The sequence below is a fragment of the Gordonia paraffinivorans NBRC 108238 genome (assembly GCF_000344155.1).
GTDB lineage: Bacteria > Actinomycetota > Actinomycetes > Mycobacteriales > Mycobacteriaceae > Gordonia > Gordonia paraffinivorans.
On the sequence record NZ_BAOQ01000023.1, the window covers coordinates 14,107 to 40,470 of the forward strand.

The 26,364-nt window shown below is 70.0% G+C and carries 26 protein-coding genes and 4 tRNA genes; 21 read left to right on the plus strand and 9 right to left on the minus strand.

Annotated features, from left to right (window positions below):
* Nucleotides 1–42: 42 nt before the first annotated feature.
* A complete protein-coding gene (locus GP2_RS11720; protein ID WP_006900728.1) occupies nt 43–660 on the minus strand; it encodes a class I SAM-dependent methyltransferase in 618 nt (205 codons plus the stop codon).
* Between the two features lie 62 nt (nt 661–722).
* Between GP2_RS11720 and menD the strand changes: the two genes are divergently transcribed.
* Together menD and GP2_RS11730 are read left to right on the plus strand one after the other, a co-directional pair.
* Nucleotides 723–2,399: a 2-succinyl-5-enolpyruvyl-6-hydroxy-3-cyclohexene-1-carboxylic-acid synthase gene (menD, locus tag GP2_RS11725; protein WP_006900729.1), complete on the plus strand. Its 1,677-nt coding sequence runs from the start codon at nt 723–725 to the stop codon at nt 2,397–2,399.
* A 117-nt stretch (nt 2,400–2,516) separates the two neighbouring features.
* On the plus strand, nt 2,517–3,089 hold the full coding sequence (locus GP2_RS11730; protein WP_006900730.1) for a DUF3592 domain-containing protein: 573 nt from the start codon (nt 2,517–2,519) through the stop codon (nt 3,087–3,089).
* Nucleotide 3,090: 1 nt separating this feature from the next.
* On the opposite strand, the gene GP2_RS11735 is transcribed toward GP2_RS11730, so the two are convergent.
* Nucleotides 3,091–3,711 (minus strand): Type 1 glutamine amidotransferase-like domain-containing protein, encoded by a 621-nt coding sequence (locus GP2_RS11735; RefSeq protein ID WP_006900731.1) that lies wholly within the window; start codon nt 3,709–3,711, stop codon nt 3,091–3,093.
* Between the two features lie 128 nt (nt 3,712–3,839).
* Here GP2_RS11735 and GP2_RS11740 point away from each other — a divergent pair, with 128 nt between their 5' ends.
* Nucleotides 3,840–4,994: a glycosyltransferase family 4 protein gene (locus tag GP2_RS11740; protein ID WP_006900732.1), complete on the plus strand. Its 1,155-nt coding sequence runs from the start codon at nt 3,840–3,842 to the stop codon at nt 4,992–4,994.
* Between the two features lie 43 nt (nt 4,995–5,037).
* Nucleotides 5,038–5,745, plus strand: a complete 708-nt coding sequence (locus GP2_RS11745) for a demethylmenaquinone methyltransferase (protein WP_006900733.1) — start codon at nt 5,038–5,040, stop codon at nt 5,743–5,745.
* Between the two features lie 46 nt (nt 5,746–5,791).
* On the opposite strand, the gene GP2_RS11750 is transcribed toward GP2_RS11745, so the two are convergent.
* The gene (locus GP2_RS11750; protein WP_006900734.1) at nt 5,792–6,802 is read right to left on the minus strand and encodes an oxygenase MpaB family protein; all 1,011 of its coding nucleotides are present in this window, start codon (nt 6,800–6,802) and stop codon (nt 5,792–5,794) included.
* Between the two features lie 163 nt (nt 6,803–6,965).
* Nucleotides 6,966–8,264: a geranylgeranyl reductase family protein gene (locus GP2_RS11755; protein ID WP_006900735.1), complete on the minus strand. Its 1,299-nt coding sequence runs from the start codon at nt 8,262–8,264 to the stop codon at nt 6,966–6,968.
* Between the two features lie 120 nt (nt 8,265–8,384).
* On the opposite strand from GP2_RS11755, the gene GP2_RS11760 reads away from it, so the two are divergent.
* Complete coding sequence (locus GP2_RS11760) at nt 8,385–9,401, plus strand: polyprenyl synthetase family protein (RefSeq protein WP_006900736.1); 1,017 nt, start codon at nt 8,385–8,387, stop codon at nt 9,399–9,401.
* Nucleotides 9,402–9,416: 15 nt separating this feature from the next.
* Here the strand turns inward: GP2_RS11760 and htpX are convergent, their stop codons facing one another.
* Entirely contained in the window at nt 9,417–10,280 is an 864-nt protein-coding gene (htpX, locus tag GP2_RS11765) for a zinc metalloprotease HtpX (RefSeq protein ID WP_006900737.1), read from the minus strand.
* A 294-nt stretch (nt 10,281–10,574) separates the two neighbouring features.
* Nucleotides 10,575–11,066 carry a YajQ family cyclic di-GMP-binding protein gene (locus GP2_RS11770; protein WP_006900738.1) on the minus strand — a complete coding sequence of 164 codons (492 nt, stop codon included), beginning with the start codon at nt 11,064–11,066 and terminating at the stop codon, nt 10,575–10,577.
* A gap of 227 nt (nt 11,067–11,293) precedes the next feature.
* Here GP2_RS11770 and GP2_RS11775 point away from each other — a divergent pair.
* The 16 genes from GP2_RS11775 (at nt 11,294) to GP2_RS11850 (ending at nt 23,279) form a co-directional block, all read left to right on the plus strand.
* Nucleotides 11,294–11,374 (plus strand) — tRNA-Tyr (locus GP2_RS11775).
* Between the two features lie 118 nt (nt 11,375–11,492).
* Nucleotides 11,493–11,565 (plus strand) — tRNA-Thr (locus GP2_RS11780).
* A 20-nt stretch (nt 11,566–11,585) separates the two neighbouring features.
* Nucleotides 11,586–11,659 (plus strand) — tRNA-Met (locus GP2_RS11785).
* A 93-nt stretch (nt 11,660–11,752) separates the two neighbouring features.
* Complete coding sequence (gene rpmG / locus GP2_RS11790; RefSeq protein WP_003929651.1) at nt 11,753–11,920, plus strand: 50S ribosomal protein L33; 168 nt, start codon at nt 11,753–11,755, stop codon at nt 11,918–11,920.
* A 330-nt stretch (nt 11,921–12,250) separates the two neighbouring features.
* Nucleotides 12,251–13,348 (plus strand): fused (3R)-hydroxyacyl-ACP dehydratase subunits HadA/HadB, encoded by a 1,098-nt coding sequence (locus GP2_RS11795; RefSeq protein ID WP_006900739.1) that lies wholly within the window; start codon nt 12,251–12,253, stop codon nt 13,346–13,348.
* A 703-nt stretch (nt 13,349–14,051) separates the two neighbouring features.
* Nucleotides 14,052–14,124 (plus strand) — tRNA-Trp (locus GP2_RS11800).
* 39 nt (nt 14,125–14,163) lie between these two features.
* Nucleotides 14,164–14,631 (plus strand): preprotein translocase subunit SecE, encoded by a 468-nt coding sequence (gene secE, locus GP2_RS11805; protein WP_006900740.1) that lies wholly within the window; start codon nt 14,164–14,166, stop codon nt 14,629–14,631.
* 66 nt (nt 14,632–14,697) lie between these two features.
* Complete coding sequence (gene nusG, locus GP2_RS11810; protein WP_006900741.1) at nt 14,698–15,531, plus strand: transcription termination/antitermination protein NusG; 834 nt, start codon at nt 14,698–14,700, stop codon at nt 15,529–15,531.
* Nucleotides 15,532–15,614: 83 nt separating this feature from the next.
* Nucleotides 15,615–16,046 (plus strand): 50S ribosomal protein L11, encoded by a 432-nt coding sequence (rplK, locus tag GP2_RS11815; protein WP_006900742.1) that lies wholly within the window; start codon nt 15,615–15,617, stop codon nt 16,044–16,046.
* 90 nt (nt 16,047–16,136) lie between these two features.
* A complete protein-coding gene (gene rplA, locus GP2_RS11820) occupies nt 16,137–16,856 on the plus strand; it encodes a 50S ribosomal protein L1 (RefSeq protein WP_006900743.1) in 720 nt (239 codons plus the stop codon).
* A gap of 108 nt (nt 16,857–16,964) precedes the next feature.
* A complete protein-coding gene (locus GP2_RS11825) occupies nt 16,965–17,885 on the plus strand; it encodes an ABC transporter substrate-binding protein (protein ID WP_051997210.1) in 921 nt (306 codons plus the stop codon).
* 101 nt (nt 17,886–17,986) lie between these two features.
* Nucleotides 17,987–18,988 carry a FecCD family ABC transporter permease gene (locus GP2_RS11830; RefSeq protein WP_006900745.1) on the plus strand — a complete coding sequence of 334 codons (1,002 nt, stop codon included), beginning with the start codon at nt 17,987–17,989 and terminating at the stop codon, nt 18,986–18,988.
* Nucleotides 18,985–19,800, plus strand: coding sequence for an ABC transporter ATP-binding protein (locus tag GP2_RS11835; protein ID WP_006900746.1), 816 nt, complete (start codon nt 18,985–18,987; stop codon nt 19,798–19,800). Before GP2_RS11830 ends, GP2_RS11835 begins: the two co-directional genes overlap by 4 nt.
* Before the next feature lie 13 nt (nt 19,801–19,813).
* Nucleotides 19,814–21,145: a bifunctional adenosylcobinamide kinase/adenosylcobinamide-phosphate guanylyltransferase gene (locus tag GP2_RS11840; RefSeq protein ID WP_006900747.1), complete on the plus strand. Its 1,332-nt coding sequence runs from the start codon at nt 19,814–19,816 to the stop codon at nt 21,143–21,145.
* A 233-nt stretch (nt 21,146–21,378) separates the two neighbouring features.
* Entirely contained in the window at nt 21,379–22,323 is a 945-nt protein-coding gene (locus GP2_RS11845) for a carboxyltransferase domain-containing protein (protein WP_006900748.1), read from the plus strand.
* A complete protein-coding gene (locus tag GP2_RS11850) occupies nt 22,320–23,279 on the plus strand; it encodes a 5-oxoprolinase subunit C family protein (protein WP_006900749.1) in 960 nt (319 codons plus the stop codon). The genes GP2_RS11845 and GP2_RS11850 overlap by 4 nt, the downstream gene beginning before the upstream one ends.
* 97 nt (nt 23,280–23,376) lie before the next feature.
* Here the strand turns inward: GP2_RS11850 and GP2_RS11855 are convergent, their stop codons facing one another.
* Genes GP2_RS11855 through GP2_RS11865 form a run of 3 tightly spaced genes read right to left on the minus strand, consistent with a single transcriptional unit; the run spans nt 23,377 to nt 26,344 of the window.
* Nucleotides 23,377–24,441, minus strand: coding sequence for an ABC transporter substrate-binding protein (locus GP2_RS11855; protein WP_006900750.1), 1,065 nt, complete (start codon nt 24,439–24,441; stop codon nt 23,377–23,379).
* Nucleotides 24,438–25,268, minus strand: a complete 831-nt coding sequence (locus tag GP2_RS11860; protein ID WP_040526868.1) for an ABC transporter ATP-binding protein — start codon at nt 25,266–25,268, stop codon at nt 24,438–24,440. Before GP2_RS11860 ends, GP2_RS11855 begins: the two co-directional genes overlap by 4 nt.
* Nucleotides 25,265–26,344 carry a FecCD family ABC transporter permease gene (locus GP2_RS11865; protein ID WP_006900752.1) on the minus strand — a complete coding sequence of 360 codons (1,080 nt, stop codon included), beginning with the start codon at nt 26,342–26,344 and terminating at the stop codon, nt 25,265–25,267. Before GP2_RS11865 ends, GP2_RS11860 begins: the two co-directional genes overlap by 4 nt.
* Nucleotides 26,345–26,364 lie beyond the last annotated feature (20 nt).

Consider the following 26,364-nt stretch of genomic DNA (forward strand, 5'->3'; position numbering starts at 1 on the left):
GTGAACACCGGTGACGCGGGCGACACCGGTAGGTGTGCGTGATCAGGCCGCCTGCGCGGCGCCCAGTGTCAGTGCGCCGTAGGGCCTGGGGGTGCCGGGCTCGTAGAAGGCGTCGACGGCGCCGAGGATGAAGCCGGCCGCGGTGAGTTCGGCACGCACGTCGCGGGTCAGGTGACATCCGCCGGCGACGCGTTTCTGCAGCGGTTCGAGTCGCCGCTGCCACCTGCGCACCTTCTCGTCGGGAGCGAGGCCGTGTTCGAGGAACGCGAAGGTGCCGCCCGGCCGCAGGACCCGCCGGATCTCGGCGAGCGCGGCCGGGAGATCCGGGATGGTGCAGAGCGTGAACGTCGACAACGCCGAGTCGAACGAGTCGTCGTCGAACGGCAGGCTCTCCCCGTCGAGCCCGGCGCGTTCGATCGGCACCGGCGACGCGGCGACCCGTTCGGCGGCCATCCGCCACCCCACGTCGGACGGTTCGACCGCCGCGACCGAGGCGACCGCGGAGGGGTAGAGCCCGACGTTGAGCCCCGAGCCGAAGCCGATCTCCACGACCCGACCGGCGAGCGGCGCGCAGGCCCGTTCACGCAGCGGCGTCAGCGCGCTCATCCCGCAGGTGAGCTCGATCAGATGCGGGAGGATGCGGTCGCCGTAGAATCCCACGCGGCCAGCGTATCGCCGCGCCCAGGCGATACGTCCGCAGTTCGAGTCCCTAGGCTTGAGGAATGAAACGACCGGTCTCCAACCCCTCGACCCTGCAGGCGCGGGTCATCGTCGACGAGATGATCCGCGGCGGGGTCCGGGAGGCCGTGTTGTGCCCGGGTTCCCGCAATGCGCCACTGGCGTTCGCCCTGCACGCGGCCGACGCCGCGGGTCGACTGCGACTGCACGTCCGCATCGACGAGCGCTCCGCCGGTTATCTCGCGCTCGGTCTCGCGGTGTCCTCGGGGGTGCCGGTCCCGATCGTGATGACCAGCGGAACCGCCGTCGCGAACATGGGTCCGGCGGTCTTCGAGGCCAACTACGCCCGGGTGCCGCTCGTGGTGGTCAGCGCCAACCGCCCGTACGAACTGCTCGGATCGGGCGCGAACCAGACGGTCGAGCAATTCGGGATCTTCGGGACCCAGGTGCGCGCCGCCATCAGCCTGGGACTCGCCGAGAAGGACCTCGACACCAACAGCCAGTGGCGCTCGGCGGTCGGGCGCGTGCTGGCCGCTGCCCGCGGCGCCCGCACGGGCAACGCGGGACCGGTCCAGTTCGACATCCCGCTGCGCGAACCGCTCGTCCCGGACCCGGACGAGGTCGGCGACGAGGACCTCGGCTCGTTCGCCGGCCGGCCCGGCGGCCTGCCGTGGACGCAGGCGCCGGTCGGCCGCCTCGACGTCCCGCTGCCCATCGACCTCTCGCTCGACACCGTCGTCGTGTCCGGTCACGGGTCCGGCGCGCATCCGGCGCTCGCCGGGGTGCCGACGGTGGCCGAGCCGACCGCCCCGCATCCGGCGACGCCGCTGCACCCGCTCGCCCTCGACTCGATCAGGCCGCAGCAGGCGATCATCTGCGGGCGCCCGACCCTGCACCGCGGGGTCTCGCGGCTGCTCGCCGACCCCGAGGTGCGCGTCTACGCCCTGACCACCGGCCCGCGGTGGCCCGACGTCTCGGGCAACGTCTACGCCACCGGCACCCGCATCGAGGCCGTCGGCGAGCCGCGCGAGGACTGGCTCAAGGAATGCGCCGCGGTGCAGGAGAAGGTCGTCGGGGCGGTCGCCGCGGAACTCGACGAGTCCGGCACCACGACCGGCCTGCACGTGGCCCGTGCCGTCTCCGCGGCGATGGAGCCGGGGGACCAGCTCGTGGTCGGGGCGTCGAACCCGATCCGCGACGTTGCACTCGCCGGCCGGGTCGCCGAGGGCGTGCGAGTGCTGTCCAACCGGGGCGTCGCCGGCATCGACGGCACCAACTCGACCGCGATCGGGGCGGCGCTGGCCCTCGACCGCGAACGTCCGGGTGCGCGGACCGTGGCGCTCATGGGTGACCTCACCTTCATCCACGACGCGACGGGGCTGATCATCGGGCCCGGCGAGCCACGTCCGGAGTCACTGCGGATCGTCGTCGCCAACGACGACGGGGGCGGGATCTTCGGACTGCTCGAGCAGGGCGACCCGCGCTACAACACGGGCCGTTTCGCCGGTGCCTACGAACGGGTCTTCGGGACCCCGCACCGCACCGACATCGCGTCGATGTGCGCCGGATTCCACATCCCGCATCGCCGGGTCGGGGTCGACGACCTGCGGGCCGTTCTCGCCGAGGAACCGGCGGCCGGTGGCATCGAGGTGATCGAGGTGGCCACCGATCGGGAGCGCCTGCGGTCGGTACACGCGGCGATCGCCGCCCGGCTGCGCTGACGCCCGGCACCGCCGTCCGCCCCGACGTCCTGCCGCCGGTAGATGGCCGCCGGGGGTACGGCGCCGACGGAATGGCTCCGGTGACCGCGGAGGCGCCGGCCGGTTAGGCTGAACGCCATGACCCCGGTGATCCAGCGACGCGTGCAGCTCGGCCTGCTCGTCGTCGGCCTGACCATCACCGCCATGGCGTTCTCGCTCATCGTCGGGTGCTTCAAGGACGACGCGGCCATCGAGTCCAGCAAGGCGACCGTGATGGCCGAGGTCGTCTCCGTCGACCCCCTGCACGCGGCGGTCGCGTTCCAGACCCCGGACGGGTCGTTCCACAGTCCGCGCTTCGGCCTGCTGTATCCCACCGAGCTCAGCGAGGGCCAGCGCATCAGCGTCGAATACGCCGCCTACAACCCGGATCTCGCACGCCCCACCGGCCGCACCGCGATGCTCGCGATCATCCCGGGACTCTCCGTCGCATTCGCCGGCTGGGCGGTCGTCGGGCTGCTCATGGTCGTCGTCGCCGAGTTCGGCCGGCGTAGTCGCGGGGCCGAGTCGGCGGCTCAGGACGGTGACGACGCCCCGGCGGGTGACGGTGAGAACGTCCCGGCGGCCGCCGGCGGGGATGCTCCGGCGATCGACGGCGAGAGCACCGGACCGGCCGGCGCCGAGAGCGGCGAGGAGTCCCTCAGCTCGCGGTGAGCTAACCCGGGATGATCCTGCGCCGGCCGCCGGAGAACACCAGCGCCTCGTCGTCGCGCAGGAGCTGCAGGGGATGGTCGGGGTACTGCGCGAGCGTCCGGTCGATCCGTTCGCGGCCGCCGACCGTGCCCTCCGCGTGCGGGATGATCGTCACGTCGATGAGTCCGAGGCCCGCGGTGGATTCCAGCGGCGCCGCCTCCGACGGGTCGTCGAGGAGGTGGAGCGGAGCGATGTCCGGTCCGGTTACCGCGGCGCCCGCGCTGGCCCCGATGTAGGGCAGGCCGTGCCTCACCGCGTGGACGAGCGGCCGGTCCGCTCCGGTCTGTCGTAACGCCCCGAGCAGGTGGAAGACGTTGCCGCCGGCGACGAAGATCGCGTCGATCTCGCCGAGCGCCCGCGTGAAGGTCGCCGTGGAGACGAGTTCGGGGTCGACGTCGAGGACCTCGAAACCCTGCGCCTCGAGCGTGGCGCGGTCGAGATCGAGCCACGTCTGGTCGGGATAGATCGACGACGCGGTGGGGACGTAGCCGATCCGGGCACCCGCGCCCACGAGGGGGACGAGGAAGCCGGGTACCGGGGTGAGCCACCGGCTGAGCAGCAACAGGTCTGGGGAGTCGGCCACAGGTCCACTGTGCCCGACGCCGGGGCCGACGCCGCTGCCGGGCGACTCGCCGAGATGTTCACCGGGAGTCGGCCGGCGCGCCACCCGCCGACCACGTGCAGGTCGTCCGGGGCGGCGAGGCTCGGGACATGCGAGTAGCGATCGTCGCCGAGAGTTTCCTGCCGCAGATGAACGGGGTCGTGAACTCCGTGCTGCGGGTCGTCGAGTACCTCGAGTCCACCGGCCACGACGTGGTCGTCGTCGCTCCCGACGCGGCCCGCGACCATGCGCCCGGTCCGCGGATCGTGGGGCGGCGGACACCGGTGCACCTCGTTCCGTCCATTCGCGTGCCGCGGGTGACGTCGCTGCCGGTCGGAGTGCCGGTTCCGCTGCTGTACCGGGTGCTGCGCGACTTCGCGCCCGACGTCGTCCACCTGGCGTCGCCGTTCGTGATCGGCGCGGCCGGGGCGATCGCGGCACGACGCCTGGGCGTGCCGGTGGTGGCGGTGTTCCAGACCGACGTCGCGGGATTCGCGTCCGCGTACCGGCTCGGGATGGCCGAACGGGCGGCATGGCGGCACACCCGGCGACTCCACGAGATGTGCGACCTGACGCTGGCCCCGTCGTCGGCCACGATCGCGGCGCTGGCGGCCCATGGGGTGCCGCGTCTGCGGAGGTGGGGCCGTGGCGTCGACGCGGAGACCTTCTCGCCGGGACATCGGGACGAGTCGGTGCGCGCGGCCTGGCGGGGCGAGCGCGCCGATGCCCTGCTCTGCGGATTCGTCGGCAGGCTGGCGCCGGAGAAACACGTCGAGCGGCTCGCGGTGCTGTCCGGCGATCCACGGCTACGTCTGGTGATCGTCGGGGACGGGCCTGAACGCCGCCGACTGGAGCGTCTGCTCCCCGACGCGGCGTTCACCGGCGAACTGCGGGGCCCGGCCCTGGCGCGAGCGTTCGCGTCACTGGACGTCTTCGTCCATCCCGGGGAACACGAGACGTTCTGCCAGACCGTCCAGGAGGCGATGGCCTGCGGGCTGCCGGTCGTCGCCCCCGACGCCGGCGGCCCGCGCGACCTGGTCGCGCCGCTGCGGACCGGCTACCTCCTCGGGGTCGAGGACTTCGAGGAGAAGCTGCCGGGGATCGTCGGGTACCTGCGCGACGACGCGGTGCGGGCGGCGTTCGGCCGCGCGGCGCTGCAGGCGGTGCGGGCGAGGACCTGGGCCGCGGTGTGCGCCGAGCTCGTCGGGCACTATCGCTCGGTCGCCCCGCCGTCCGGACCGGACGGGCTCCGGCGTCCCGCCTGACCTCGCCTCGTTCCGGCCGACGCCGCCCGGTAGGTTGATCGGCATGGCATCGACGGGCACGAACCCTCCGCAGCGGGCAAGTCTGGACAAGGATCCGGCCGAGGTCGCGGCCATGTTCGACCGCGTCGCCAAGCGCTACGACATCACCAACACCGTGCTGTCGTTCGGGCAGGACCGCGGGTGGCGGAAGAAGACCCGCAAGGCGCTCGGCCTCCGTCCTGGCGAGGTGGTGCTCGACCTCGCGGCGGGCACGGCGGTCTCCACCGTCGAGCTCGCGCGATCGGGAGCGCACTGCATCGCCGCGGATTTCTCCCTCGGCATGCTGAAGGCCGGCGCGCACCGGGACGTGCCCAAGGTCGCGGCCGACGCACTCCACCTGCCGTTCGCCGACGACTCCTTCGACGCCGCGACCATCTCCTTCGGCCTGCGCAACGTCCATGACGTGTCCACGGCGCTCGCGGAACTGCGTCGCGTTCTCAAACCCGGTGGGCGGCTGGTGATCTGCGAGTTCTCCACCCCGACCTTCAAACCGTTCCGCACCGTCTACATGGAGTACCTCATGAAGGCGCTCCCCGCGGTGGCGACGAAGGTGTCGAGCAGCCCGGCGGCGTATGTGTATCTCGCCGAGTCGATCCGGGCGTGGCCCGATCAGTTCGCGCTCGGCGACCTCATCCGGGAGGCCGGGTTCACGAAGGTGCGCTGGCAGAACATGACCGGCGGCATCGCGGCCATCCACTCGGCGCGCGCCTGATCGGTCGGGTCGCGGGTGGCCGAGGGCGGCCACCCGCGTGCCCCGTCTACGAACTGACCGCGTCGGTCTCCGAGACCTCGTGCGGCACCGGGCATCCGGCGGATTCCGTGGCGGCACTGCGCTTCGCGGGCCTCGGCACCGGGCAGCCCGGGGCGAAGGTGCCGAGTTCCTCGAGGCGGTAGCCGTTCGGGTAGCTGCGGACCTGGCCGGTGTGGCGGCTGTACTTCGGCTCGGTGCGCGGCGGGAAGACGAACCGGATCGCCAGGCCGCGCAGCTTGAGGCCGCCGCGGACCAGGATGCGTTCGGGGAGGGTCGGCTTGGGGTAGCGGAAGGCCTTCAGGAGCCGATCGTCCATGAGCGCGAACGACATCCGGCGCACCACCGCGCGCGGCAGGAACGAGTAGGGCCGGAAGGTGCCCAGCAGGTCGAGCGTGGCGTCGGCGACGGCCAGGGCGTCGGCGCTGAACGCGAAGTTGGCCGTCTCGTAGTCCTCGTAGAACTGCTTGAACTCCTCGTATGTCTCCGGGATGCCCTTGATGCCCATGAGCTGCCCGAGGCGGCGGTAGTAGTTGGTCATGCCGCGGACCTCGTGATCGGTCAGCGGGCGCCACTCGTACGCCTCGACCCACTCGACCGGGCAGACCACGAAGGTCGACAGCACGTACAGGAAGTCGTCGTTGGAGATGTCGTACATGCCGTGCATCTGGTTGATGCGCCGGATGCCGGCCCGGCCGAGCGGGCTGTCGATGCCGTATTCGAGCGGGGCCTCGAGGAGCAGGACGGTGTCGTCGTAGCGCTTCTGGGTCTCCTTGGTGAAGCCGCCGGTCTTGTACAGCAGGTCGCCGATCGACGGCACCGCGTACGTGCGGAACAGCGCGAAGCTCAGTGCCTGGTTGATGCCCCACGGGAACTCCTTGGTGGCGAGTGCGTGGGCGATCTCGGTCGGATTCTTGGTGGAGTCCATCCGGGCGATCTCGCCACGCAGCCGGTAGCGCTCCCCGATCCGGTTCTGGACGGCGCGCATGGCGCGCGTGACGAGCGTGGATGCGGCGGACATCGGCATCTCCTGGGTCGACGGTGGTCTCACGATGTGGTCGGTGCCACACAGCAATGAAACGATAGCGTCAGAACGTCTCTTCGGATAGTGCTGTGTGTCACACGGCACCAATCTACATAAGTCGAGTTATGTAGCGCGAGGGGAGCGTGGAAAGGTCGGCCCCTCAGCTGAACGGCGGCCGCGGGTCGACGCGGGTCGACACGCGGCCTGCCGTCCGCCAGGCGCGGGCCACCAGGTCGGCGTCCTCGGGGGTGATCAGGTTGCCCATCACCCGCACGACCATCGACATCAGACGCGCCGACCGGATCCCGGGCCGGCCGAGCGTCGGGACGGTCCGGGGCATGGTCAGCAGGCCGGCGAGACGCCGCGCCGCGGAGAACGCGAGCCCGTAGTGCTCGACGAGGGTGTCGCGCCACCGGGTGGTGTAGTCGTCGGCGCCGAGGAGCTCGACGGCGAGGCGGGCGGTCTCCAGCGCGTAGTCGATGCCCTCGCCGTTGAGCGGGTTGACGCACGCGGCGGCGTCGCCGATCAACATCCAGTTGCGTCCGGCCACGCCGGTGACCGCGCCGCCCATCGGCAGCAGTGCGGAGGCGATGCGGACCGGCGGGCCGTCGAGCTCCCACTCGTCGCCGACCATCGTCGCGTAGTGCGCGAGGATCGGGCGAAGTGCCATGTGCGCCGGGCGCTTCGACGTGGCGAGCGCACCCACCCCGACGTTGACCAGGCCGCCGCCGGCGGCGCCGAGCGGAAAGACCCAGCCGTAACCGGGAAGCAGATCGCCGTCGGGGCCGCGCAATTCGAGATGCGAGCCCATCCAGTTCGCGTCGGCCCGGCCCGACGGGGCGTAGGCGCGGGCGGCCACCCCGTAGGCGGTATCCCGATGCCACTGCCGCCCAAGGGTTTTGCCGAGACCGGATCGCACGCCGTCGGCGACGACGAGGTCGGTCACCCGGATCGTGTGGGCGCCGGTCGCGGTGGAGAAGGTGACCGCGCCGACGCGGTCGCCGTCCATCTCCACGCCGACGGCCTTGGCGCCCTGGACCATCGTGACGCCCTTGCCGACCGCGTGGGTGCGGATCGCGTCGTCGAACTCGGTGCGGGCGATCGCGCTGCCGTGGGCGGGGAAGCGCCCCGACGGCCAGCGCACCAGCTGCTCGGCGCCCCAGCCGTGGAGATGCAGGCCGTCGATGCGCGGGCGGTCGGCGACCAGCGGCCGGAGGCCGAGCGCGTCGAGCTCGGCGATGGCGCGCGGGGTCAGCCCGTCGCCGCACGTCTTGTCCCGGGGGAACACCGCGGCGTCGACGAGCACCACGTCGCGTCCGGCGTCGGCGGCGTGGGCCGCGGCCGCCGAGCCGCCGGGGCCCGCGCCGACCACCAGCACGTCGGCGGAGTCGGGGAAGGCGACCTCGGGAGACGAGTCGGCGTCGCGGGGTGCGGGGCTGCTCGACGATGCGGTGCTCACCCGAACAGTATGTCCGTACGCCAGACCCGATAGGCTCGGCAGGCAGGCGGGGAGACGGCCAGACTCCGGCTCTCCGCGCAGACTTGTATTCCGGATCAGACGAGATGGAGCGGCGCAGCTGTGAAGTCCACATTCGCCGGGTTGGACCTGGTATCGGATGAGTTCGCCGAGACGGTGCGCTCCTCACTGCAGAAGGTCGAGGACCTGCTGCTCGGTGAGCTCTCGTCCGGGGACGACGTGATGACCGAGGCCGCCACCCACCTGGCCAAGGCCGGCGGCAAGCGGTTCCGCCCGATGTTCGCGATCCTCGCCGCCCAGTTCGGCCCGCGCCCCGACCACGACGACGTGATCACCTCGGCGACCGTAGTCGAGATGATCCACCTCGCGACGCTCTACCACGACGACGTGATGGACGAGGCCTCCATGCGTCGCGGCGCCCCGAGCGCCAACGCGCGTTGGACCAACAGCATCGCCATCCTGTCGGGCGACTTCCTGTTCGCGCGCGCCTCGCGCCTGGTGTCGACGCTGGGCCCCGAGGCGGTCCGGATCATCGCCGAGACCTTCGCCGAGCTCGTCACCGGGCAGATGCGCGAGACAGTGGGCGCCAAGCCCGGTGCCGACCCGATCGAGCACTACCTGCAGGTCGTCTGGGAGAAGACCGGCTCGTTGATCGCCGCCGCGGCGCGCTTCGGCGCGATGGCCTCCGGCGCGACCACCGACGACATCGAGCGGCTCTCGCGCATCGGCGACATCGTCGGAGTGGCCTTCCAGGTATCCGACGACATCATCGACATCAGCTCGGGGTCGGTGGAATCGGGCAAGACGCCGGGGACCGACCTGCGCGAGGGCGTCCACACCCTGCCGGTGCTGTACGCGCTCGCCGGGACCGACGCCACGTCGGCGCGCATCCGCGAGCTGCTGGTCCGTCCGGACGGCACCCCGCGCCCGCTGACCGACGACGCCGAGGTCTCCGAGGCCCTCGCGCTGCTGGCCGATTCGGAGGGCATGGCCGCTGCGCGCGCCAAGTTGAAGAGCTTCGCCGACGAGGCGCACGGAATGCTCTCCGGGCTCCCCGAGACCCCGGCGCACCAGGCGTTGTCGTCGCTGGTCGATTACACGATCGAACGGGTCGGCTGACCCGGCACGCCGCCGTCAGCGCTGCCCGCGCGCCATCTCCTGGAGCCGCCGGATGCGTTCGGCGGTCGGCGGGTGCGTGGAGAACAGCTTCGCCATGCGGTCGCTCGCCCGGAACGGGCTCTCGATCATCATGTGCGACTGGGCCGCGATGTCCGGGTTCGGCGGCAGCGGCGCCGCCTGCACGCCGCCGGAGATCTTCGCCAGCGCCGATGCGAGGGCCAGGGGGTCGCCGGTAAGTTCGGCGCCGGACTCGTCGGCCTGGAATTCCCTCGACCGCGACACCGCGAGCTTCACCAGGGTGGCCGCGATGGGCCCCAGGAGGGCCACCAGCAGCATGGCGAGCGGATTCGGGCCGTTGCCGTCCCGGTTCCCGCCGAACGCGCCGGCGAACATCGCGAAGTTCGCCAGGCCGCTGATGATCGACGCCATCGCGCCCGCGATCGAGCTGATCAGGATGTCGCGGTTGTACACGTGCGACAGTTCGTGCCCGAGCACCGCCCGCAACTCGCGCTCGTCGAGGATCTGCAGGATGCCGGTCGTGCAGCAGACCGCCGCGTTCTTCGGGTTGCGTCCCGTCGCGAAGGCGTTCGGGGACTCTGTCGGGGAGATGTAGAGCGCCGGCATCGGCTGATGCGCCGCGGTCGCCAGTTCGCGCACGATCCGGTACATGACCGGCGCCTGCAGCTCGGTGACCGGCTGCGCGTGCATGGCCTTCAGCGACATCTTCGCGCTGTTGAAGTAGACGAAGGCGTTCATGCCGACGGCGAGGATGACCGAGCCCCACAGGATCATGGGGCTGCGGAACATCGCGCCGATGCCGACGATGATCGCCGACATCAGGCCGAGCAGGGCCGCGGTCTTCAAGCCGTTCAGGTTCATCGGGGGTCCTCGTGTGTGCGGCGCCTTCAACCGGATGCCCGGGCACCGGGCGGGCTGGGGGACCCGTTCGCCCCGGTGGCGGGCGAGAGACGCTTCATCCGGTCAAACGACGCAGCGCCCGTCCGGGTTTCCGGACGGTCGTGATCACATCTTCTCCCGCGGTGCGACGTTGCCCACGATCGGCGCGCGCATCCGGTGCGGTCGCGCCGCCGGACTCGACGCAGGGCCTTGCCGGTGAGCAAGTCCCCGCCCGGCGGGTGGGCCGAGCGGGGACAGCGGTCGCCTCGGGAAGGTCTAGCGGTAGTTGACGAACTGCAGGGCGATCCCGAAGTCCTCGTTCTTGAGCAGCGCGATGACGGCCTGCAGGTCGTCGCGCTTCTTGCTCGAGACGCGCAGCTCGTCGCCCTGGATCTGCGCCTTGACGCCCTTCGGGCCCTCGTCGCGGATCTTCTTGGAGATCTTCTTGGCGTGCTCGGAGTCGATGCCCTGGACCAGCTTGCCGGTGATCTTGAACGTCTTGCCCGAGGCGACGGGGTCGCCGGCGTCGAAGGCCTTGAGCGAGATGTCGCGACGGATCAGCTTCTCCTTGAAGACCTCGAGGCCGGCCTTGGCGCGCTCCTCGGAGTCGGAGGTGATGACGATCGTCTCCTCGCCCGACCACTCGATGCCGGTGTTGGTGCCACGGAAGTCGTAGCGCTGGGAGAGTTCCTTGGCGGCCTGGTTGAGGGCGTTGTCGACCTCCTGGCGGTCGACCTTGCTCACCACGTCGAACGATGAATCAGCCATGCCGGACAGGTTATGTCATCGCCGGCCGACCCGAGGCGGCCCACGCGCCGGGCGCGGGGGTTCGGACCGGTCCGACGGCGTCCCCAGGGGATGCGACGCGTTGTCGAGGGTGCCTCACGGTGCCGAAATCAAGCCTCTGAACAGCCGGTTTGCGCGGGTGCGTAGGGTTCGTTGTATTCTTCACGGCGTTGTTCGAACGGCCGTCACGGCGGCCGGCAGAACAGCACGGCAGGTTGCCCGAGCGGCCAAAGGGAGCGGATTGTAAATCCGTCGCGCAAGCTACATAGGTTCGAATCCTATACCTGCCACGACGTGGTGAACGTTCATGAAAACTGCATGACAGACGGTCTCTGACCAGCGATTTGTCTAGCAAGCACATGAGTGTGTAACCTCGTTGAGGCTCTCGAGCAGAAATGCCCGGGGCACGCCCCCTTAGCTCAGTCGGCAGAGCGTTTCCATGGTAAGGAAAAGGTCGACGGTTCGATTCCGTCAGGGGGCTCGCTGGACGACAGTCCGCGGGGCGGTGTAGCTCAGCTGGTTAGAGCGCACGACTCATAATCGTGAGGTCGGGGGATCGAGTCCCCCCACCGCTACACATCGGGTCCGACCGGAACCGAGCGCAAGGGTCGCAAGCCCTGAGGGAACTGCCGAACCCGACCACGTACCACCCGAAAGAAGGCAACCAAGTGGCCTCCTCAACAGATGTTCGCCCCAAGATCACCTTGGCATGCGAGGTGTGCAAGCACCGTAACTACATCACGAAGAAGAATCGCCGCAACGATCCCGATCGTCTCGAGATCAAGAAGTTCTGTCCGAACTGCGGCAAGCATCAGGCGCACAAGGAATCCCGCTAGGCCCTCGCCGGTCTGGACGGTTCCGGTAGAAGGACCCAGCGAACGGGCTGCCTCATTCACGAGGCGGCCCGTCTTGCTGTTGGGGGACATTTGCGCCTCCGCAGTCGGGCCGCACAACCGAACAACGAACGAGACATCGGAGTGGGTCATGCCCTCGCCGGGGCCGCGGACGGCCGGATACATGCGGACGTCCGCGGACGAGGTCCGCGACGCACGCCGATGACACCGAGAAGACACGCGCAGCGCGGCGCGGGTGGGACGTCGCGAGACGATCCACCGAAGTCCGGTCCGACAGCCACGGGCCGGTCATGCGAAGGGAGCAACTGGTCAATGGCAGACGCGAGCGGAACCGACCTCCGGGAACGGGTCGTGGAGGCGAAGAACGGCGGCCGCAAACCCAGCCCGGAGGAGATCGCCGCGCACACCGCGTCGCTGGTCGGATTCCACTACACCGTCGACGACTACTACGAGATCGGCCGTGAGGAGATCCGCAAGCACGCCATGGCCGTGCAAGACGCCCATCCCACCCACTGGAGCGAGGAAGGCGCCAAGGCGTACGGCCACGACACGCTGATCGCCGCCCCGACCTATGTCTCCGTGCTGGGCATCATCGCGCAGCGCAAGCTGTTCGAGGACTTCGTCACCGGCTATGACATGTGGCAGATCATGCAGACCGACCAGCGGCTCGTCTACCACCAGCCGATGAAGGTCGGCGACCGCCTCATCTGCGACGTGTCGCTCGAGTCGTTCCGGCACGTCACCAGCCCCGAGGTGATCGATCTCATGGTCACCAAGAACGTCATCTGGAACCAGTACGACGAGCCGGTGATGACCACCTGGACGTCGCTGGCGGCGCGTCCCGGCCTGGAGGTCGATCCCGAGCTCGAGGCCTCGCTCGACCACGTGATGATGAAGATCGACAAGATCGGCGACCCCGGCCACACCGTGACGGCCCCGGCCGGACGCTATGAGCTCCCCGATCCCACACAGACGCCGAAGGCCTACGGCGCGATCGACTTCGACACCCTGTCGGTCGGGCAGGAGCTGGAGCCCAAGCGCTACCTGCTGACCCGCGGCAACCTGGCGAACTACGCCGGCGTCGCCGGGGACCCCAACCCGATCCACTTCTCCGACCACGTCGTGAGCGCGGCCGGCATGGACGACGTCGTCGCACACGGCATGCAGACCATGGGCCTCGGAGCCAGCTTCATCTCCGAGTTCATCGGCGACCCGGCCGCTTTCTGCGAGTACAACGTGCGCTTCACCAGCCCGGTGTACGTACCGGCCGACGACAGCGCGGCCGTGGACTTCAGCGGCAAGGTCAAGTCCCTCGATCCGGAGACGCGCCGCGGCACCATCGCGATCACCGCGAAGCAGGGCGACCGCCGCATCTTCGGCCGCGCCCAGGCGGTCATCCAGTTCAACTGAACCTCCTCACAGTGACGGGCGGCGGCGACCATTGCGGTCGCCGCCGCCCGTCTTCTTCTTCGTCGGTGACCCTCGTTCACGTGCTCGCCGGGTTGCCGGCGCCCGACGCCGATCTGCTCCTGCTCGACGAGCCGGCCAACCATCTCGATGCGGCGGCGCCGGCGCTGCGCACGGCGCGCCTGCGCGAGTGGCGCTGCGGGGTCGTGACGGTCACGACCGCGCGTTCCCGACCGGTGACGCAACGACTCTCGTGGATCTCGACCCCAGCCGCGACGGGCGGGCGCCCCGCGAGCCCACGGCGGTGGCTGCCCGCCGATCCTCGGCGAACCGAGCGATCACCTGCCGGCGACCCTCGTCGACGAGCTCACCGAGGCGCCGGACCGCCCGCTGCGTGGCCTCCGTCGGCACCGACGCACACGCCCTGTCGCGCGATCCCGGCGTGTGATCGCGCAACGAACTCGCTGGTGGGCGGAGGGGATGCGGCGTCGGTGCCCTCGTCGTGTACGGTCGAGGGCACCGGGTCTGGGAGTGCATTTTGGGTCCGCAGCTCCGGTGATCTACACTGAAGTGTCTGATTGATTCGGACTTGCGCGCTGCCCATAGGGTGGCGCGTTGGTTTTGTCGGCGAAGAATCGCCGGTATCGGCCGAGAGGCCGGGAATCCGTCGGATGGCAACCGAACCACCACGGTGGGGAAGTCGCAAAGGGGCGTAGCTCAATTGGCAGAGCAGCGGTCTCCAAAACCGCAGGTTGCAGGTTCAAGTCCTGTCGCCCCTGCCCTGGTGAAGGGCACACGTTGACGAGAGGACCGCGAAGTTGAGCAAGCGAGACCGGGCTGCCCGCGCGAAAGAAGCCGCGGAGGGTTCTGCGGCCGATTCGGCTGCGGCTGAGCTCGACGCTGCCGCTGGCGGTGAAGGGGCCGACGAGCAGTCGACCGGCGCCGCCAAGGAGCTGCGTCCGTCCGGCAAGCGCTCAGCTCGTGGCCGTCGCTCGTCCACGGTGTCCGGCACCGACGGAGACGCCGATTCCGGCAAGGGATCGGTGGCCGTCAAGGACCGCAAGAAAAAGAAGAAGGCGTCCGCCGAGGAGAGCCGGAATCCGTTCGTTCGGATCTGGGTGTTCCTCACGCAGGTCGTCGCCGAGCTGAAGAAGGTCATCTGGCCGACGCGGCGCGAGATGATCACGTACACGATCGTCGTGCTCGTGTTCGTCATCGTGATGACCGCGTTCATCGCCGGCCTCGACCTGGCCTTCGCCAAGGGCGTCCTCTGGTTGTTCGGCTGACCCACGCGGTGGGTGGCCGGGCGAGCGGGAGCCGACCGGAATGAACCATAAGGAGCGTGGGCTGCAGTGAGCACCCCGGAGAACGAACTCGCATCGACCGACGCCGTCGAGGTGCCTGACACCGATGTCGACGCGGCCGTGACCGACGACGCCGCCGAGGCCGCCGTCGACGAGGCGGGCGCCGAGGCCACCGCTTCCGATTCCGAGGCCCCCGAAGCCGCGGACGCCGCCGATGAGGCCCCTGCCGACGAGGCGCCCGCCGAGGAGGAGCTCGACCCCCGCGAGGAACTGCGCAAGCAGCTCCGCCGCGCGCCCGGCGACTGGTACGTGATCCACAGCTACGCCGGCTACGAGAACAAGGTCAAGGCCAACCTCGAGACCCGCGTCCAGAACCTCGACGTCGGCGACTACATCTTCCAGGTCGAGGTTCCGACCGAAGAGGTCACCGAGATCAAGAACGGCCAGCCCAAGAAGGTCAACCGCAAGGTGCTGCCGGGCTACATCCTGGTCCGCATGGAGCTCAACGACGAGTCGTGGGGCGCCGTGCGCAACACCCCGGGCGTCACCGGCTTCGTGGGCATGACCAGCAAGCCGTCGCCGCTGTCGCTCGACGAGGTCCTGCAGTTCCTCATGCCGCGCACCGAGTCGAAGAAGGCCGCAGCCCGGCGCGGCTCGGCCGCCGAGGGCGTCGAGGCCGCTGCGGCCGCCGCGGCGTCGAGCAACATCGAGGTCGACTTCGAGGTCGGCGAGTCGGTCACCGTCATGGACGGTCCGTTCGCGACGCTGCCCGCCTCCATCAGCGAGGTCAACGCGGAGCAGCGCAAGGTCAAGGTGCTCGTCTCGATCTTCGGTCGTGAGACCCCGGTCGAGCTCGGGTTCAACCAGGTCGAGAAGATCTGACGCCGCGCGGGTAGACCGCGCAGTCCAAGACTTTCACGTCTCCAGCGGGCGTGGATTCGCAAGAAAACAATCAAGGAACAAGGATGCCTCCCAAGAAGAAGAAGATCGCCGGGATCATCAAGCTCCAGATCCAGGCAGGCCAGGCCAACCCGGCTCCGCCCGTCGGTCCGGCGCTCGGTCAGCACGGCGTGAACATCATGGAGTTCTGCAAGGCGTACAACGCCGCGACCGAGTCGCAGCGTGGCAACGTCGTGCCCGTCGAGATCTTCGTGTACGAAGACCGCTCGTTCGACTTCAAGCTGAAGACCCCGCCGGCCGCGAAGCTGCTGCTGAAGGCCGCAGGTCTGCAGAAGGGTTCGGGCGAGCCCCACTCGAAGAAGGTCGGCAAGGTCACCATGGACCAGGTCCGCGAGATCGCGAAGACCAAGGCCGAGGACCTCAACGCCAACGACATCGACGCCGCCGCGAAGATCATCGCCGGCACCGCGCGTTCGATGGGTATCACCGTCGAGTGAGCTTGCCCTCCAACTGAAAGACGACGTGGGAGGGCCGGCTCGGCCCGCACCACAAACCCCGCCGAGTGAGTGCGGAGAAGGAACAGAGCAATGAGCAAGAAGAGCAAGGCCTACAAGGCCGCGGCCGAGAAGGTCGACCGCACCAAGCTGTACAGTCCGCTGGAGGCTGTGGAGCTCGCCAAGGAGACCTCGTCGAAGAACACCGACGCGACCGTCGAGGTCGCGATCCGGCTGGGCGTCGACCCCCGCAAGGCAGACCAGATGGTTCGAGGCACCGTCAACCTGCCGCACGGCACCGGTAAGACCGCCCGCGTGATCGTGTTCGCCGCCGGCGACAAGGCCGCCGAGGCCACTGCCGCAGGCGCCGACGAGGTCGGTTCGGAAGACCTGATCGAGAAGATCCAGGGCGGCTGGCTGGAGTTCGACGCCGCGATCGCCACCCCGGACCAGATGGCCAAGGTCGGTCGCATCGCCCGCATCCTCGGCCCGCGCGGCCTGATGCCGAACCCGAAGACCGGCACCGTCACCACCGATGTCACCAAGGCGATCAGCGACATCAAGGGCGGCAAGATCAACTTCCGCGTCGACAAGGCAGCGAACCTGCACTTCGTCATCGGCAAGGCCTCCTTCGACGCCACCAAGCTGGCCGAGAACTACGGCGCCGCGTACGAGGAGATCCTGCGCGCCAAGCCGTCGGCCGCCAAGGGGCGCTACATCAAGAAGGTCACCATCTCGACCACCTCGGGCCCGGGCATCCCGGTCGACCCGCAGGTCAGTCGGAACTTCGCCGAAGCGCCCGCCCAGGCGTGATCGCGCTTCGTCGCAGATCGACCTAGACCCACGAGGGGCCCGGCATCGCAGATGCCGGGCCCCTCGTGCATGCTTGTCGCGGTGTCTCCCTGGAGGTGGGTAGTGCAGATGTCCAGTCGATCGTCCGGGCACGGTGCAGGTCATCGGTCGGGTTCCGGGTGGTGGCGGTTCGCGATCGTCGCGGTTGTCGTCTCGGTCGTCGCCGCACTCGCTGCGTGCGCCGACTCGTCGGATTCCGGTTCCGCCGACAACGCGGGAGAGGTGTCGAAGATCGTCTCGCTGAGCCCGACCGGCACCGAGATGCTTTTCGCCGTCGGCGCCGGAGATCAGGTGGTCGCGGTCGACGACCAGTCGGATCACCCCGCCGACGCACCGCGGACGAGTCTGTCCGGCTACACCCCGAACCTCGAGGCGATCCTCGGCTACGACCCCGATCTCGTCGTCCTCACCGACGACAACAACGACATCATCGCCAACCTCCAGCGTGTCGGAGTCGAGGTGCTCGAACTCCCGGCGGCGAAGAACCTCGACGAGACGTACTCACAGATCGAGATGGTGGGTGAGGCCACCGGCCACACCCGCGAGGCGTCCGAGCTCGTCTCGTCGATGCGCGCGCAGATCGACGAGATCGTCGCCACCGTCCCGGCGCGCGAGGTGCCGCTGACGTACTACCACGAGCTCGACGACGCGTACTACACCGTCACCGACGACACCTACATCGGCCAGATCTACCGCCTGCTCGGGCTGCGTTCGATCGCATCCGGTCAGGACGGCTACCCGCAGCTGTCGGCGGAGTTCATCATCGAGAGCGACCCCGAGGTCATCTTCCTCGCCGACTCGCAGTGCTGCGGGGTGACGCCGCAGAAGGTCGCCGCGCGCGCCGGGTGGGGCGACCTCCGCGCGGTCACCGACAAGCAGATCCACGTGCTCGACGAGGACATCGCGAGCCGGTGGGGACCCCGCGTCGTCGATCTGGTCCGCGACGTGGCGCGCATCGTCTCGGGTATCGGGGTGCAGGCGACACCGTGAGCGGCGGCGTCGATGGTCGCCGTGGTCGGCCGGGCTTCGAGAGGGGCCGTGGCCGGCCGGGCTTCGAGAGCGCCGGGACGACGACGGGGCGTCGCGTAGGAGTGGTCGCCGCGGCGATCCTCGTGCTCTTCGGCGTCTGCCTCCTCGCCGTGCTGGTGGGACCCGCGGGTCTCACCGCGAAAGGCGTCCTGATCGAACTCGCCGACCGGATTCCCTTCGTCGACGCCGATTCCGGCCTGAGCACGCGCCAGCAGACGATCCTCTGGGAGGTCCGCGTCCCGCGCATCGTGCTCGGCGCGCTGGTGGGAGCCATGCTCGCGGTCGCCGGCGCGGCGTATCAGGGTGTCTTCCGCAATCCGCTCGCCGACCCCTACCTGCTCGGTGTCTCCAGCGGTGCCGGTCTCGGTGCGACGACCGCGATCGTGATCGGCGGGGCCCTCGGAACGGCCGCGCTGCCGCCGGCCGCCTTCGTCGGCGGGCTCGTGGCCGTCGCCGCCACCTATGCGCTCGGTCGCACCGTCGGGGGAGCGCGCACCGAGGTCGTCATCATCCTGGCGGGGGTGGCCGTCGCCGCCTTCGCCAACGCCATCCAGACGTTCCTGATGCAACAGCACGACGAGACGTTGCGGCAGGTCTACAGCTGGATGCTCGGTCGCCTCGCCACCGACGGCTGGTCGGAGGTCCTCGCGGTCCTGCCGTATGTCGTCGTGTGCATCGTCGTGGTCCTGCTGTTCGCGCGCACACTGGACGTCATGGCCGTGGGGGACATCGAGGCGTCGAGTCTGGGCATCCGGCCGGAGCGGGTCCGGCTCTTCCTCGTCTGCATCGCCACCCTCGGAACCGCCGCGGTGGTGTCGGTGAGCGGCCTCATCGGGTTCGTCGGCATCGTGATCCCGCACGCGGTGCGATTGCTGGTCGGCCCCGGACACCGGCTGCTGGTGCCGCTGTCACTGCTGGTGGGGGCGGCCTTCCTGGTACTGGCGGACGTGGTGGCGCGCACCGCCATGTCGCCGGCCGAGCTGCCGATCGGCGTGGTCACCGCGGCCATCGGCGCGCCGTTCTTCCTGGTCGTGCTCCGACGCAGCGGGCGGGAGGCGCAGTGACCGCCGTCGTCTGTCGTGGAGTGGGGGCCTCGCGCGGCGGGGTCGAGGTCCTGCACGACGTCGACCTGGAGATCCGGGCCGGCACCTGGGTGTCGCTGGTCGGGCCCAACGGGTCGGGCAAGACGACGCTCCTGCACGCGCTGGCCGGGCTCGTCCCGGCGACGGGGCGCATCGACGTCGCCGGGGTGGACCCCGGGCGGGCGCGTCGGCGCGAGATCGCGCGGGCCGTCGCGCTGATGCCGCAGCGCCCAGTGGTCCCGGAGGGGACGACGGTCCGCGAACTGGTCGCGCTCGGACGCACACCGCACCTGTCGCGCTTCGGCCCGTCGACCCGCGCCGACCGCGAGGTGGTCGACGAGGTGATCGCCCAACTGGATCTCCACGACTTCGCCGGCCGGTACGCCTCGGCCCTCTCCGGCGGCGAGTTGCAGCGTGTGGTGCTGGCCCGCGCGCTCGCCCAGCAGCCGCGCGTGCTCCTGCTCGACGAGCCGACCAGCGCCCTCGACCTCGGGCACCAGCAGCAGGTGCTCGACCTGGTCGACTCGATGCGCCGGGCCAACGAACTGACCGTGATCGCGGCGATGCACGACCTGACGTCTGCGGCGCAGTACGGACAGCGCCTGGTGCTGCTCGATCGCGGGCGTATCGTCGCCGATGGTCCGCCCGCCGAGGTGCTCACCGCCGAGAGGCTGCGGGACGTGTACGCAGCCAATGTCGAGGTGCTCGAACGACGCGACGGCCCCGCGGTCCTGCCCGTCCGCGGCGACGGACCGGTCGCGGCCGTCCGATCGTCGAGGCCTGCGCGACGATGAGGCCTGCGCGACGATGAAGATCACCCTGCTGGGCGCCGGTGCGGCCGACGGCTGGCCGAATCCGTTCTGCCACTGTGACTCCTGCGAGGATGCGCGCCGGCGCGGGGAGCATCGGGGACAGACCGCGGCGCTCGTCGACGATGCGATCCTCCTCGACCTCGGCGCCGACGTGATGGGTTCCGCGGTGCGGCACGGCGTTTCGCTCTCCGCGGTGCGGCATGTCCTCGTCACCCACGCGCACTCCGATCATCTCGCGCCGGCGGCGCTGCTGTATCGGTCGTGGATACCCGGTTCGAGAGGGTTGGAGATCATCGGGCCGGCGAATGTGATCGAGGCCTGCCGCCCATGGGTCGGTCCCGACGATCCGGTGCGGTTCCGGACCGTCGAGGCGGGTGAGGCGCTGTCGCTGGGCGGGTACGAGGTCCGCGTCCTACCCGCCCGGCACCGGGTCTTCCGCCCGGGCGACGCGGTGCTGTACGACGTGACCGGGCCCGACGGGCGGCGTCTGTTGTGGGCGACCGACACGGGGGCGTGGCCGCAGTCGTGGTTCTCCGCGGTCGCCGATGCGGCCTACGACGCGGTGTTCCTCGAGGAGACCTTCGGCGACCGCGGGGACCTGTCCGACGGCCATCTCGGCCTGGCCGGCTTCGAGGAGATGGTCGCGGCGATGCGCCGTGCGGGGGCGATCGTCGGGCGCACGGAGGTGATCGCGGTGCACCTCGGCCACCACAACCCGCCGATCGCCCGTCTACGGCAACGGCTCGCGCAGTTCGGAGCACGTCCGGGACGCGACGGGGAGATCATCGAGGCGGGGCGGTCTCCGGCCCGGCGGGTGTTCGTCACCGGTGGTGCGAGGTCGGGGAAGTCGCGTCACGCCGAGGAGATGCTCGCCGGGAACGCCGAGGTCGTCTACGTCGCGGCCGGCGGACCACGCCACGGGGATCCCGACTGGGAGGTCCGGGTCGCCGAACACACCAGACGCCGGCCCGCGTCGTGGACCACGGTGGAGGACACCGACGTCGCCGCAGTGCTGCGCACCGCGTCCCGCCCGGTCCTCGTCGACTGCCTGGGCACCTGGCTCGCGGCCCGGATCGATCACCACGGCGCCTGGGAGACCGGTGATCTCGACGCCGTGCGGGCCGATGTCGCCGACCTCCTGGACGCCTGGCGGACCTGCGACGTGCCCGTGGTCGCCGTCAGCAACGAGGTGGGCAGCGGCATCGTGCCGGACACCGCGTCGGGCCGGTTGTTCCGAGACGAGCTCGGACGGCTGAACGCGCAGATCGCGGCGCTGTCGGACGAGGTCGTGCTGATGGTCGCCGGGCGGCCGATGACCATCGGCTGAGACGCCTCGGGGCCCGACGGGGGGACGGGCCGGGGCCGGTGGCGGAGCGTGACGCAGCCTACGTCGACCCTGCCGATAAGCTTGCCGAGTTTGTTCGCCATCGGGCGTCGATGTGGGGGCTCCGCCCGCCGGCGAACACCGACGACGATCCGCGGTACGGCAAGACGAGGTGTGAGGAAAGCATTGGCGATCAGAGGTATTCGAGGACACGACCGACGGACGGGACAGCTGCGATGACCCAGGCGGTGGCCACCGTGGAACCCCAGTACTTCATGCTCCCCGGCAAGGCGCGACTGTCCTTCGGCGGCGACGAGTTCGTCGTCGTGCAGCTGCGCGAGGTGATCGACCCCGCGGTCGGCTTCGACGTGAAGGCCGCGCTACAGGTCCAGGCGATCGTGGCCGCGCTCGCCTCGCTGGACATGGACGGCATCGCCGACGTCGCCTCCACCCACACCGGCTACACCATTCGGGTCCGGCCGGAGGACCTCGACCCGCGCGACCTCATCCCGGTGCTCATCGCGGCGCATCAGAAGGCGATCGCCGGACGCGGCGAGTTCGCGCCGACGTTCGAGACGTCGATCATCGAGATCCCGGTCTTCTACGGCGACCCGGTCACCGAGGAGGTCGGCGCGCGCTTCCGCGACCGGCATCCCTCGCCCGCGGAGTCCGACCTCGAATTCGTCGCTCGTGTCAACGGTTTCGACACCGTCGGCGAACTGGTCGACGCACACTCCGCGCATCCGTTCATCGTGACGTTCACCGGCGGCGTGCCCGGCAACGCCGAGAGCCTGCAGCTCGTCCCGCGGGAGATGCAGCTCCGCGTGCCCAGGTACCTGAGTCCCCGCACCGAGACCCCGGCCGGCGCGGTCGGGCACGGCGGCAACACGACCACGATCGCGCCGGCCGACGCTCCCTCCGACGCCCAGCTGCTCGGTCGGGCGCCGGTGCCGGTCGTCGACTTCGGCAACGGCCTCGGCACCGACGGGTCGCCGCTGTTGCTGCCCGCGCCCACCGTGATGAAGTTCACCCCGATCGACGCGTCGGGTTTCGACGAGATCGCGGCTGCTTGTGCGGCGGGCACCTACGAGATCAACCGTGCCGACATCGAATTCGACCTGCAGGCGTTCGCCGCGGATCGCCTCGCATACGCCCGTGCCCTGGTGGGAGAGCTGCAGTGATCACGATCGTCGACCCCGGGGTGCGCACCACCGTCCAGGACCTCGGGCGAGCGGGCACCATGGCGATGGCCATGCCGCCCGCGGGCGCGCTCGACCAGTTTGCGAACCGCATCGCGAATGCCCTGGTGGGCAACGGACCCAAGGCGGCGACACTCGAGACCGCACTCACCGGCCTGACGCTGACCACCGACACGGACTGCACCGTCGCGGTCACCGGTGCCGACGTCGACGTCCTCGTCGACGGGGTCACCCACCCGACCTGGACCGCACTGTGGCTCCCGGCCGGGTCGGAGCTGCGGATCGGCGAGATCCGCGGCGGCGCACACTCCTACATCGCATTCGCCGGCGGCATCGACGTCCCCGTCGTGATGGGAAGTCGTGCAACCGATCTGCGCTCCGGGGTGGGCGGCCTCGGTGGTCGAGCGCTGCGGTCGAAGGACATGCTGCGCATCGGCCAGCGCACGCGCGCGGTCGAGGAGGGGCGTCACCTCCCGATGCGTCTGCGCCCGGCGCTGTCGGCGTCGGAGGAGATCCGCGTGGTCCTCGGCGTCGGGGCGCACCGGCTGAACCCGGAGTCGTTGCGGGCGCTCACCGAGCGCGAGTTCCGACTGGCGCCGGACGCCGATCGTGTGTCCTGCTCCCTCGTCGGGGAGACCCTCGAGATCGCCGAACCGGAGGACCCCGAGGACACCCGGCGGCCCGACGAGGTCCCGCTCGCCTTTCCGCTCGGTGCCGTCACGGTGACCGGCGGCGCGCCGACCTGCCTGCTGCGCGACGCAGTGCCGGGTCGCGGCGCGCTGGCGGTGGGCACGGTGATCACGCCCGACCTCGATCTCCTCGCACAGGTCAAGGCTCCCGACGAGGTGAGGTTCACCGCCGTCGACATCGACTCCGCGCTGAGACTGCGGACCGAGCACAGCGACTTCGTGCGCACCGCGATCCGGGCCATCGCGTAACCCGAGCCCTCCAAGAATCCCTACTTCGCCCCGGAATCGCGAGATGGGACTCGCGATTCTGGGGGGGCGAAGTAGCGCTTTTTCGTTGGGGCGGTGTTCAGTTCAGCCAGTCGTTGCCCGCCAGTCCGAGTTTCCGGACGTCGAGCGGCGGGGTGATGCCCGACGCGGGTGCGAGGTCGTGCGCCTCGAGCACCGCCCGAAGCGTCTCGGCGGCGTCGATGTTGAGCGGACTGGACACCCACATGGCGTACGGCAGGTTCACGAAATGGCTCTCCCGCACCGCTTTCAGGTTCCGGCTTGCCGGGTTGGAGCGCAGCGCCTCGATCTTCTGCTCGACGCTCTGGCCGGGGTAGTCGACGAAGACGATCAGGTCGGGATCGGCGACGGTGATCCGCTCCCAGTTGACAGCGGTCCACGTGTCCCGGACGTCCTCGGTGGCGTTGCGCGCTCCCGCGGCGTCGATGATGCCCTGGGGCCCGCCGAAGGAGCCAGACGTGAAGATGGTGTCGGACACGCTGTCGAACACGAAGACCGTCGGCCGGACCTCCGGTTGCGGTGCGCCGCGGAGCTTTTCGAGGCGCTTGGCGACGTCGTCGGCGGCTTTCGCGCCCCGGCCCGGGTTACCGGTGATCGTGCCGATGTTGCGCAGGTCGGTGTCGAGTGCGACCCACGGGTCCATCGTGCCCCGCTGGGCCTGTCCGTCGACCTGGCGGCATGCCTCCGAAAGTTGGTACACGTCGATGCCGTGCGAGGCGAGGATCTCCGGGGTGATCCCCCGGGATTCGCTCATGCCGTAGTTGTACCCGGCGTAGAGGACCTGCGGCCTGGCGCCGACGATGTTCTCCAGCGTGGGCGGTTGGGTGGAGACCTCGTTGAGGGTGTCGACCTGTTCCGGGCCGTAGACGAGTCGTAGAACGTCCTTGTCGCGTGCCAACGAACTGACGGCGACCATCTTGTCTCGCGCTCCGGCCGCGAGCGCGATGGCGATCATGCCGCCGTCGTTGACGAAGAGACGCTCGAGGGGCTGGGGGAAGGCGACCTGTTCGCCGCAGTTGGTGACGGTGACCGAGTCCGCGGATGCGGTGGAGTCGTCGGTGCCGCATCCGGCGAGAAGTCCGGCGGTGAGCGCGGAGACGACGATGAGAGTGCTAGGGAGCTTCACGGGACTTCCTCGAGGTTGAGAGTCGGCAGTTCAGATGTGTTGGGCGAGTTGAGCAACAGGTGCGGCCGCCCGGTTTCGGGATGCGGCACGATGCTGCCGGTCACGTCGAACACGGAGGCGAGCAGATCGGGTGTCAGCACCTCCAGCGGTGGCCCTTGGGCGACGATCCCGCCGTCGGCGACGACCGCCACCGCGTCGAAATGGCGGAGGACGAGGTCGAGGTCGTGCATCGCGGCGACGACCGTCGCGTCGAGTTCGTCGAGGACCTGCATCAGACGCAGGCGCCACGCGGCGTCGAGATGATTGGTCGGCTCGTCGAGAACGATGATCGGGGTCCGTTGCGCGAGCGCGCGGGCCAGCACGACGCGGTGTCGTTCTCCACCGGACAATCGGGTACACGACCGTCGTTGCCAGCCGGCCAGACCGACCGTGCTCAGGGCCTCCTCAACGGCCGCGGCGTCGTCGGAACTGGTTGTCGCCCAGGATGACCGGTACGGTGTTCGGCCCAGGCCCACGGCCTCGGCGACGGTCAGTTCGGCTGACGGGTGTTCGTCCTGCGTGACGACGGCGATCGCGCGGGCGCGACGCCGCGCCGGAAGTCGGGCGAGGTCGTGGTCGCCGACCATGACGTGGCCGCCGGCCGGGGACTCGAGACCGCACAGCGTGCGTAGCAGGGTGGATTTCCCCGCGCCGTTCGGTCCGATGACGGCGAGTCGGGTGCCGGCCGGGACGTCGAGGTTCACTTCGTGGAGGATTACGTGGGTTCCGCGTCGGCAGCCGACCGACCGGGCATGTAACGACAGCGCTCGGGGCGGGGGCGTCGTCATGAGGTGCCCCCGCCGAACACGTACTGGCGTCGCCCCATCAGGAGCAGGAACACCGGGGCGCCAATCAGTCCGGTGACGATGCCGAGCGGCATCTCCCGAGGCGCGGAGGCGACGCGGGAGACGACGTCGACCCACACCAGGAATAGCGCGCCTCCGCATACCGCGACCGGGAGCATCGCTCGGTGGGTTGCGCCGACGAGCAGGCGCGCGGCGTGCGGGACGATCAGGCCGACGAAGCCGATGCCTCCGGCGACGGCCACCATGACCCCGACGAGGACTCCCTGGACGGCGAACAGCGCGTTGCGAACGCCGCGCACCGGCACTCCCAGCGACGACGCGGTGTCGGTGCCGGCCGCGTAGGCGTCGAGCCATGAGTGGATAGCCAGCATCGCGCACGCGGCGACCATGACGAGGACCCCGGCGATCTGCACCTTCGTCCAGGTGGCGCCGGCGACGCTGCCGAGCATCCAGAACATGACGTTGTCGGCGGCGTGGGGATCGGCGGCGGTGAACACCAGCAGCGACGACATCGCCATGAACGCCGACGACAGCACCACGCCGGACAGGATCAGCCGGAGGGGCGTGAGGCCCCCCTGCGCACGAGCGATGGTGTACACCGCAACCGATGCCGAGAGCGCCCCGAGGAGGGCGCCCGCCGACAGAGCCCAGACACCCAGCGCTGCAAGGGAACCCAGGGTGATGACCACCGTCGCGCCGACCGACGCCCCGGCGGACACTCCCAGCAGATACGGCTCGGCGAGCGGGTTGCGGACGAGCGCCTGCATCAGTGCTCCGGCGAGTGCGAGCCCGGCGCCGACGATCGCGGCCAGGATCGAGCGTGGCAGGCGGAGGTCGAAGATGATGACCGAGTGCGCGGCGTCGACCTCGTCGCCGCGCAGGCGTCCGACGACGGTGCGCCCGACCTCCTCGATCGGGATGGACTCGGCGCCGAACGCCGTCGCGAGCACAATGCTCACCAGCGTGAGCGCCGACAGGATCAGGGCAAGCGGCGTCGACGGAAGTCGCGGCGCTGATGCGCCGGCGACCCCGGTCGTGCCGTCTGGGGGACGGGACACGTGTTTCTACCTCGGTCTGG

Coding starts and splice junctions, on each gene's coding strand:
- menD (WP_006900729.1), top strand. CDS start 723: ATGAAACGACCGGTCTCCAACCCCTCGACCCTGCAGGCGCGGGTCATC.
- GP2_RS11730 (WP_006900730.1), top strand. CDS start 2,517: ATGACCCCGGTGATCCAGCGACGCGTGCAGCTCGGCCTGCTCGTCGTC.
- GP2_RS11740 (WP_006900732.1), top strand. CDS start 3,840: ATGCGAGTAGCGATCGTCGCCGAGAGTTTCCTGCCGCAGATGAACGGG.
- GP2_RS11745 (WP_006900733.1), top strand. CDS start 5,038: ATGGCATCGACGGGCACGAACCCTCCGCAGCGGGCAAGTCTGGACAAG.
- GP2_RS11750 (WP_006900734.1), bottom strand. CDS start 6,802: ATGTCCGCCGCATCCACGCTCGTCACGCGCGCCATGCGCGCCGTCCAG.
- htpX (WP_006900737.1), bottom strand. CDS start 10,280: ATGAACCTGAACGGCTTGAAGACCGCGGCCCTGCTCGGCCTGATGTCG.
- GP2_RS11770 (WP_006900738.1), bottom strand. CDS start 11,066: ATGGCTGATTCATCGTTCGACGTGGTGAGCAAGGTCGACCGCCAGGAG.
- GP2_RS11795 (WP_006900739.1), top strand. CDS start 12,251: ATGGCAGACGCGAGCGGAACCGACCTCCGGGAACGGGTCGTGGAGGCG.
- rplK (WP_006900742.1), top strand. CDS start 15,615: ATGCCTCCCAAGAAGAAGAAGATCGCCGGGATCATCAAGCTCCAGATC.
- rplA (WP_006900743.1), top strand. CDS start 16,137: ATGAGCAAGAAGAGCAAGGCCTACAAGGCCGCGGCCGAGAAGGTCGAC.
- GP2_RS11825 (WP_051997210.1), top strand. CDS start 16,965: ATGTCCAGTCGATCGTCCGGGCACGGTGCAGGTCATCGGTCGGGTTCC.
- GP2_RS11840 (WP_006900747.1), top strand. CDS start 19,814: ATGAAGATCACCCTGCTGGGCGCCGGTGCGGCCGACGGCTGGCCGAAT.
- GP2_RS11845 (WP_006900748.1), top strand. CDS start 21,379: ATGACCCAGGCGGTGGCCACCGTGGAACCCCAGTACTTCATGCTCCCC.
- GP2_RS11860 (WP_040526868.1), bottom strand. CDS start 25,268: ATGACGACGCCCCCGCCCCGAGCGCTGTCGTTACATGCCCGGTCGGTC.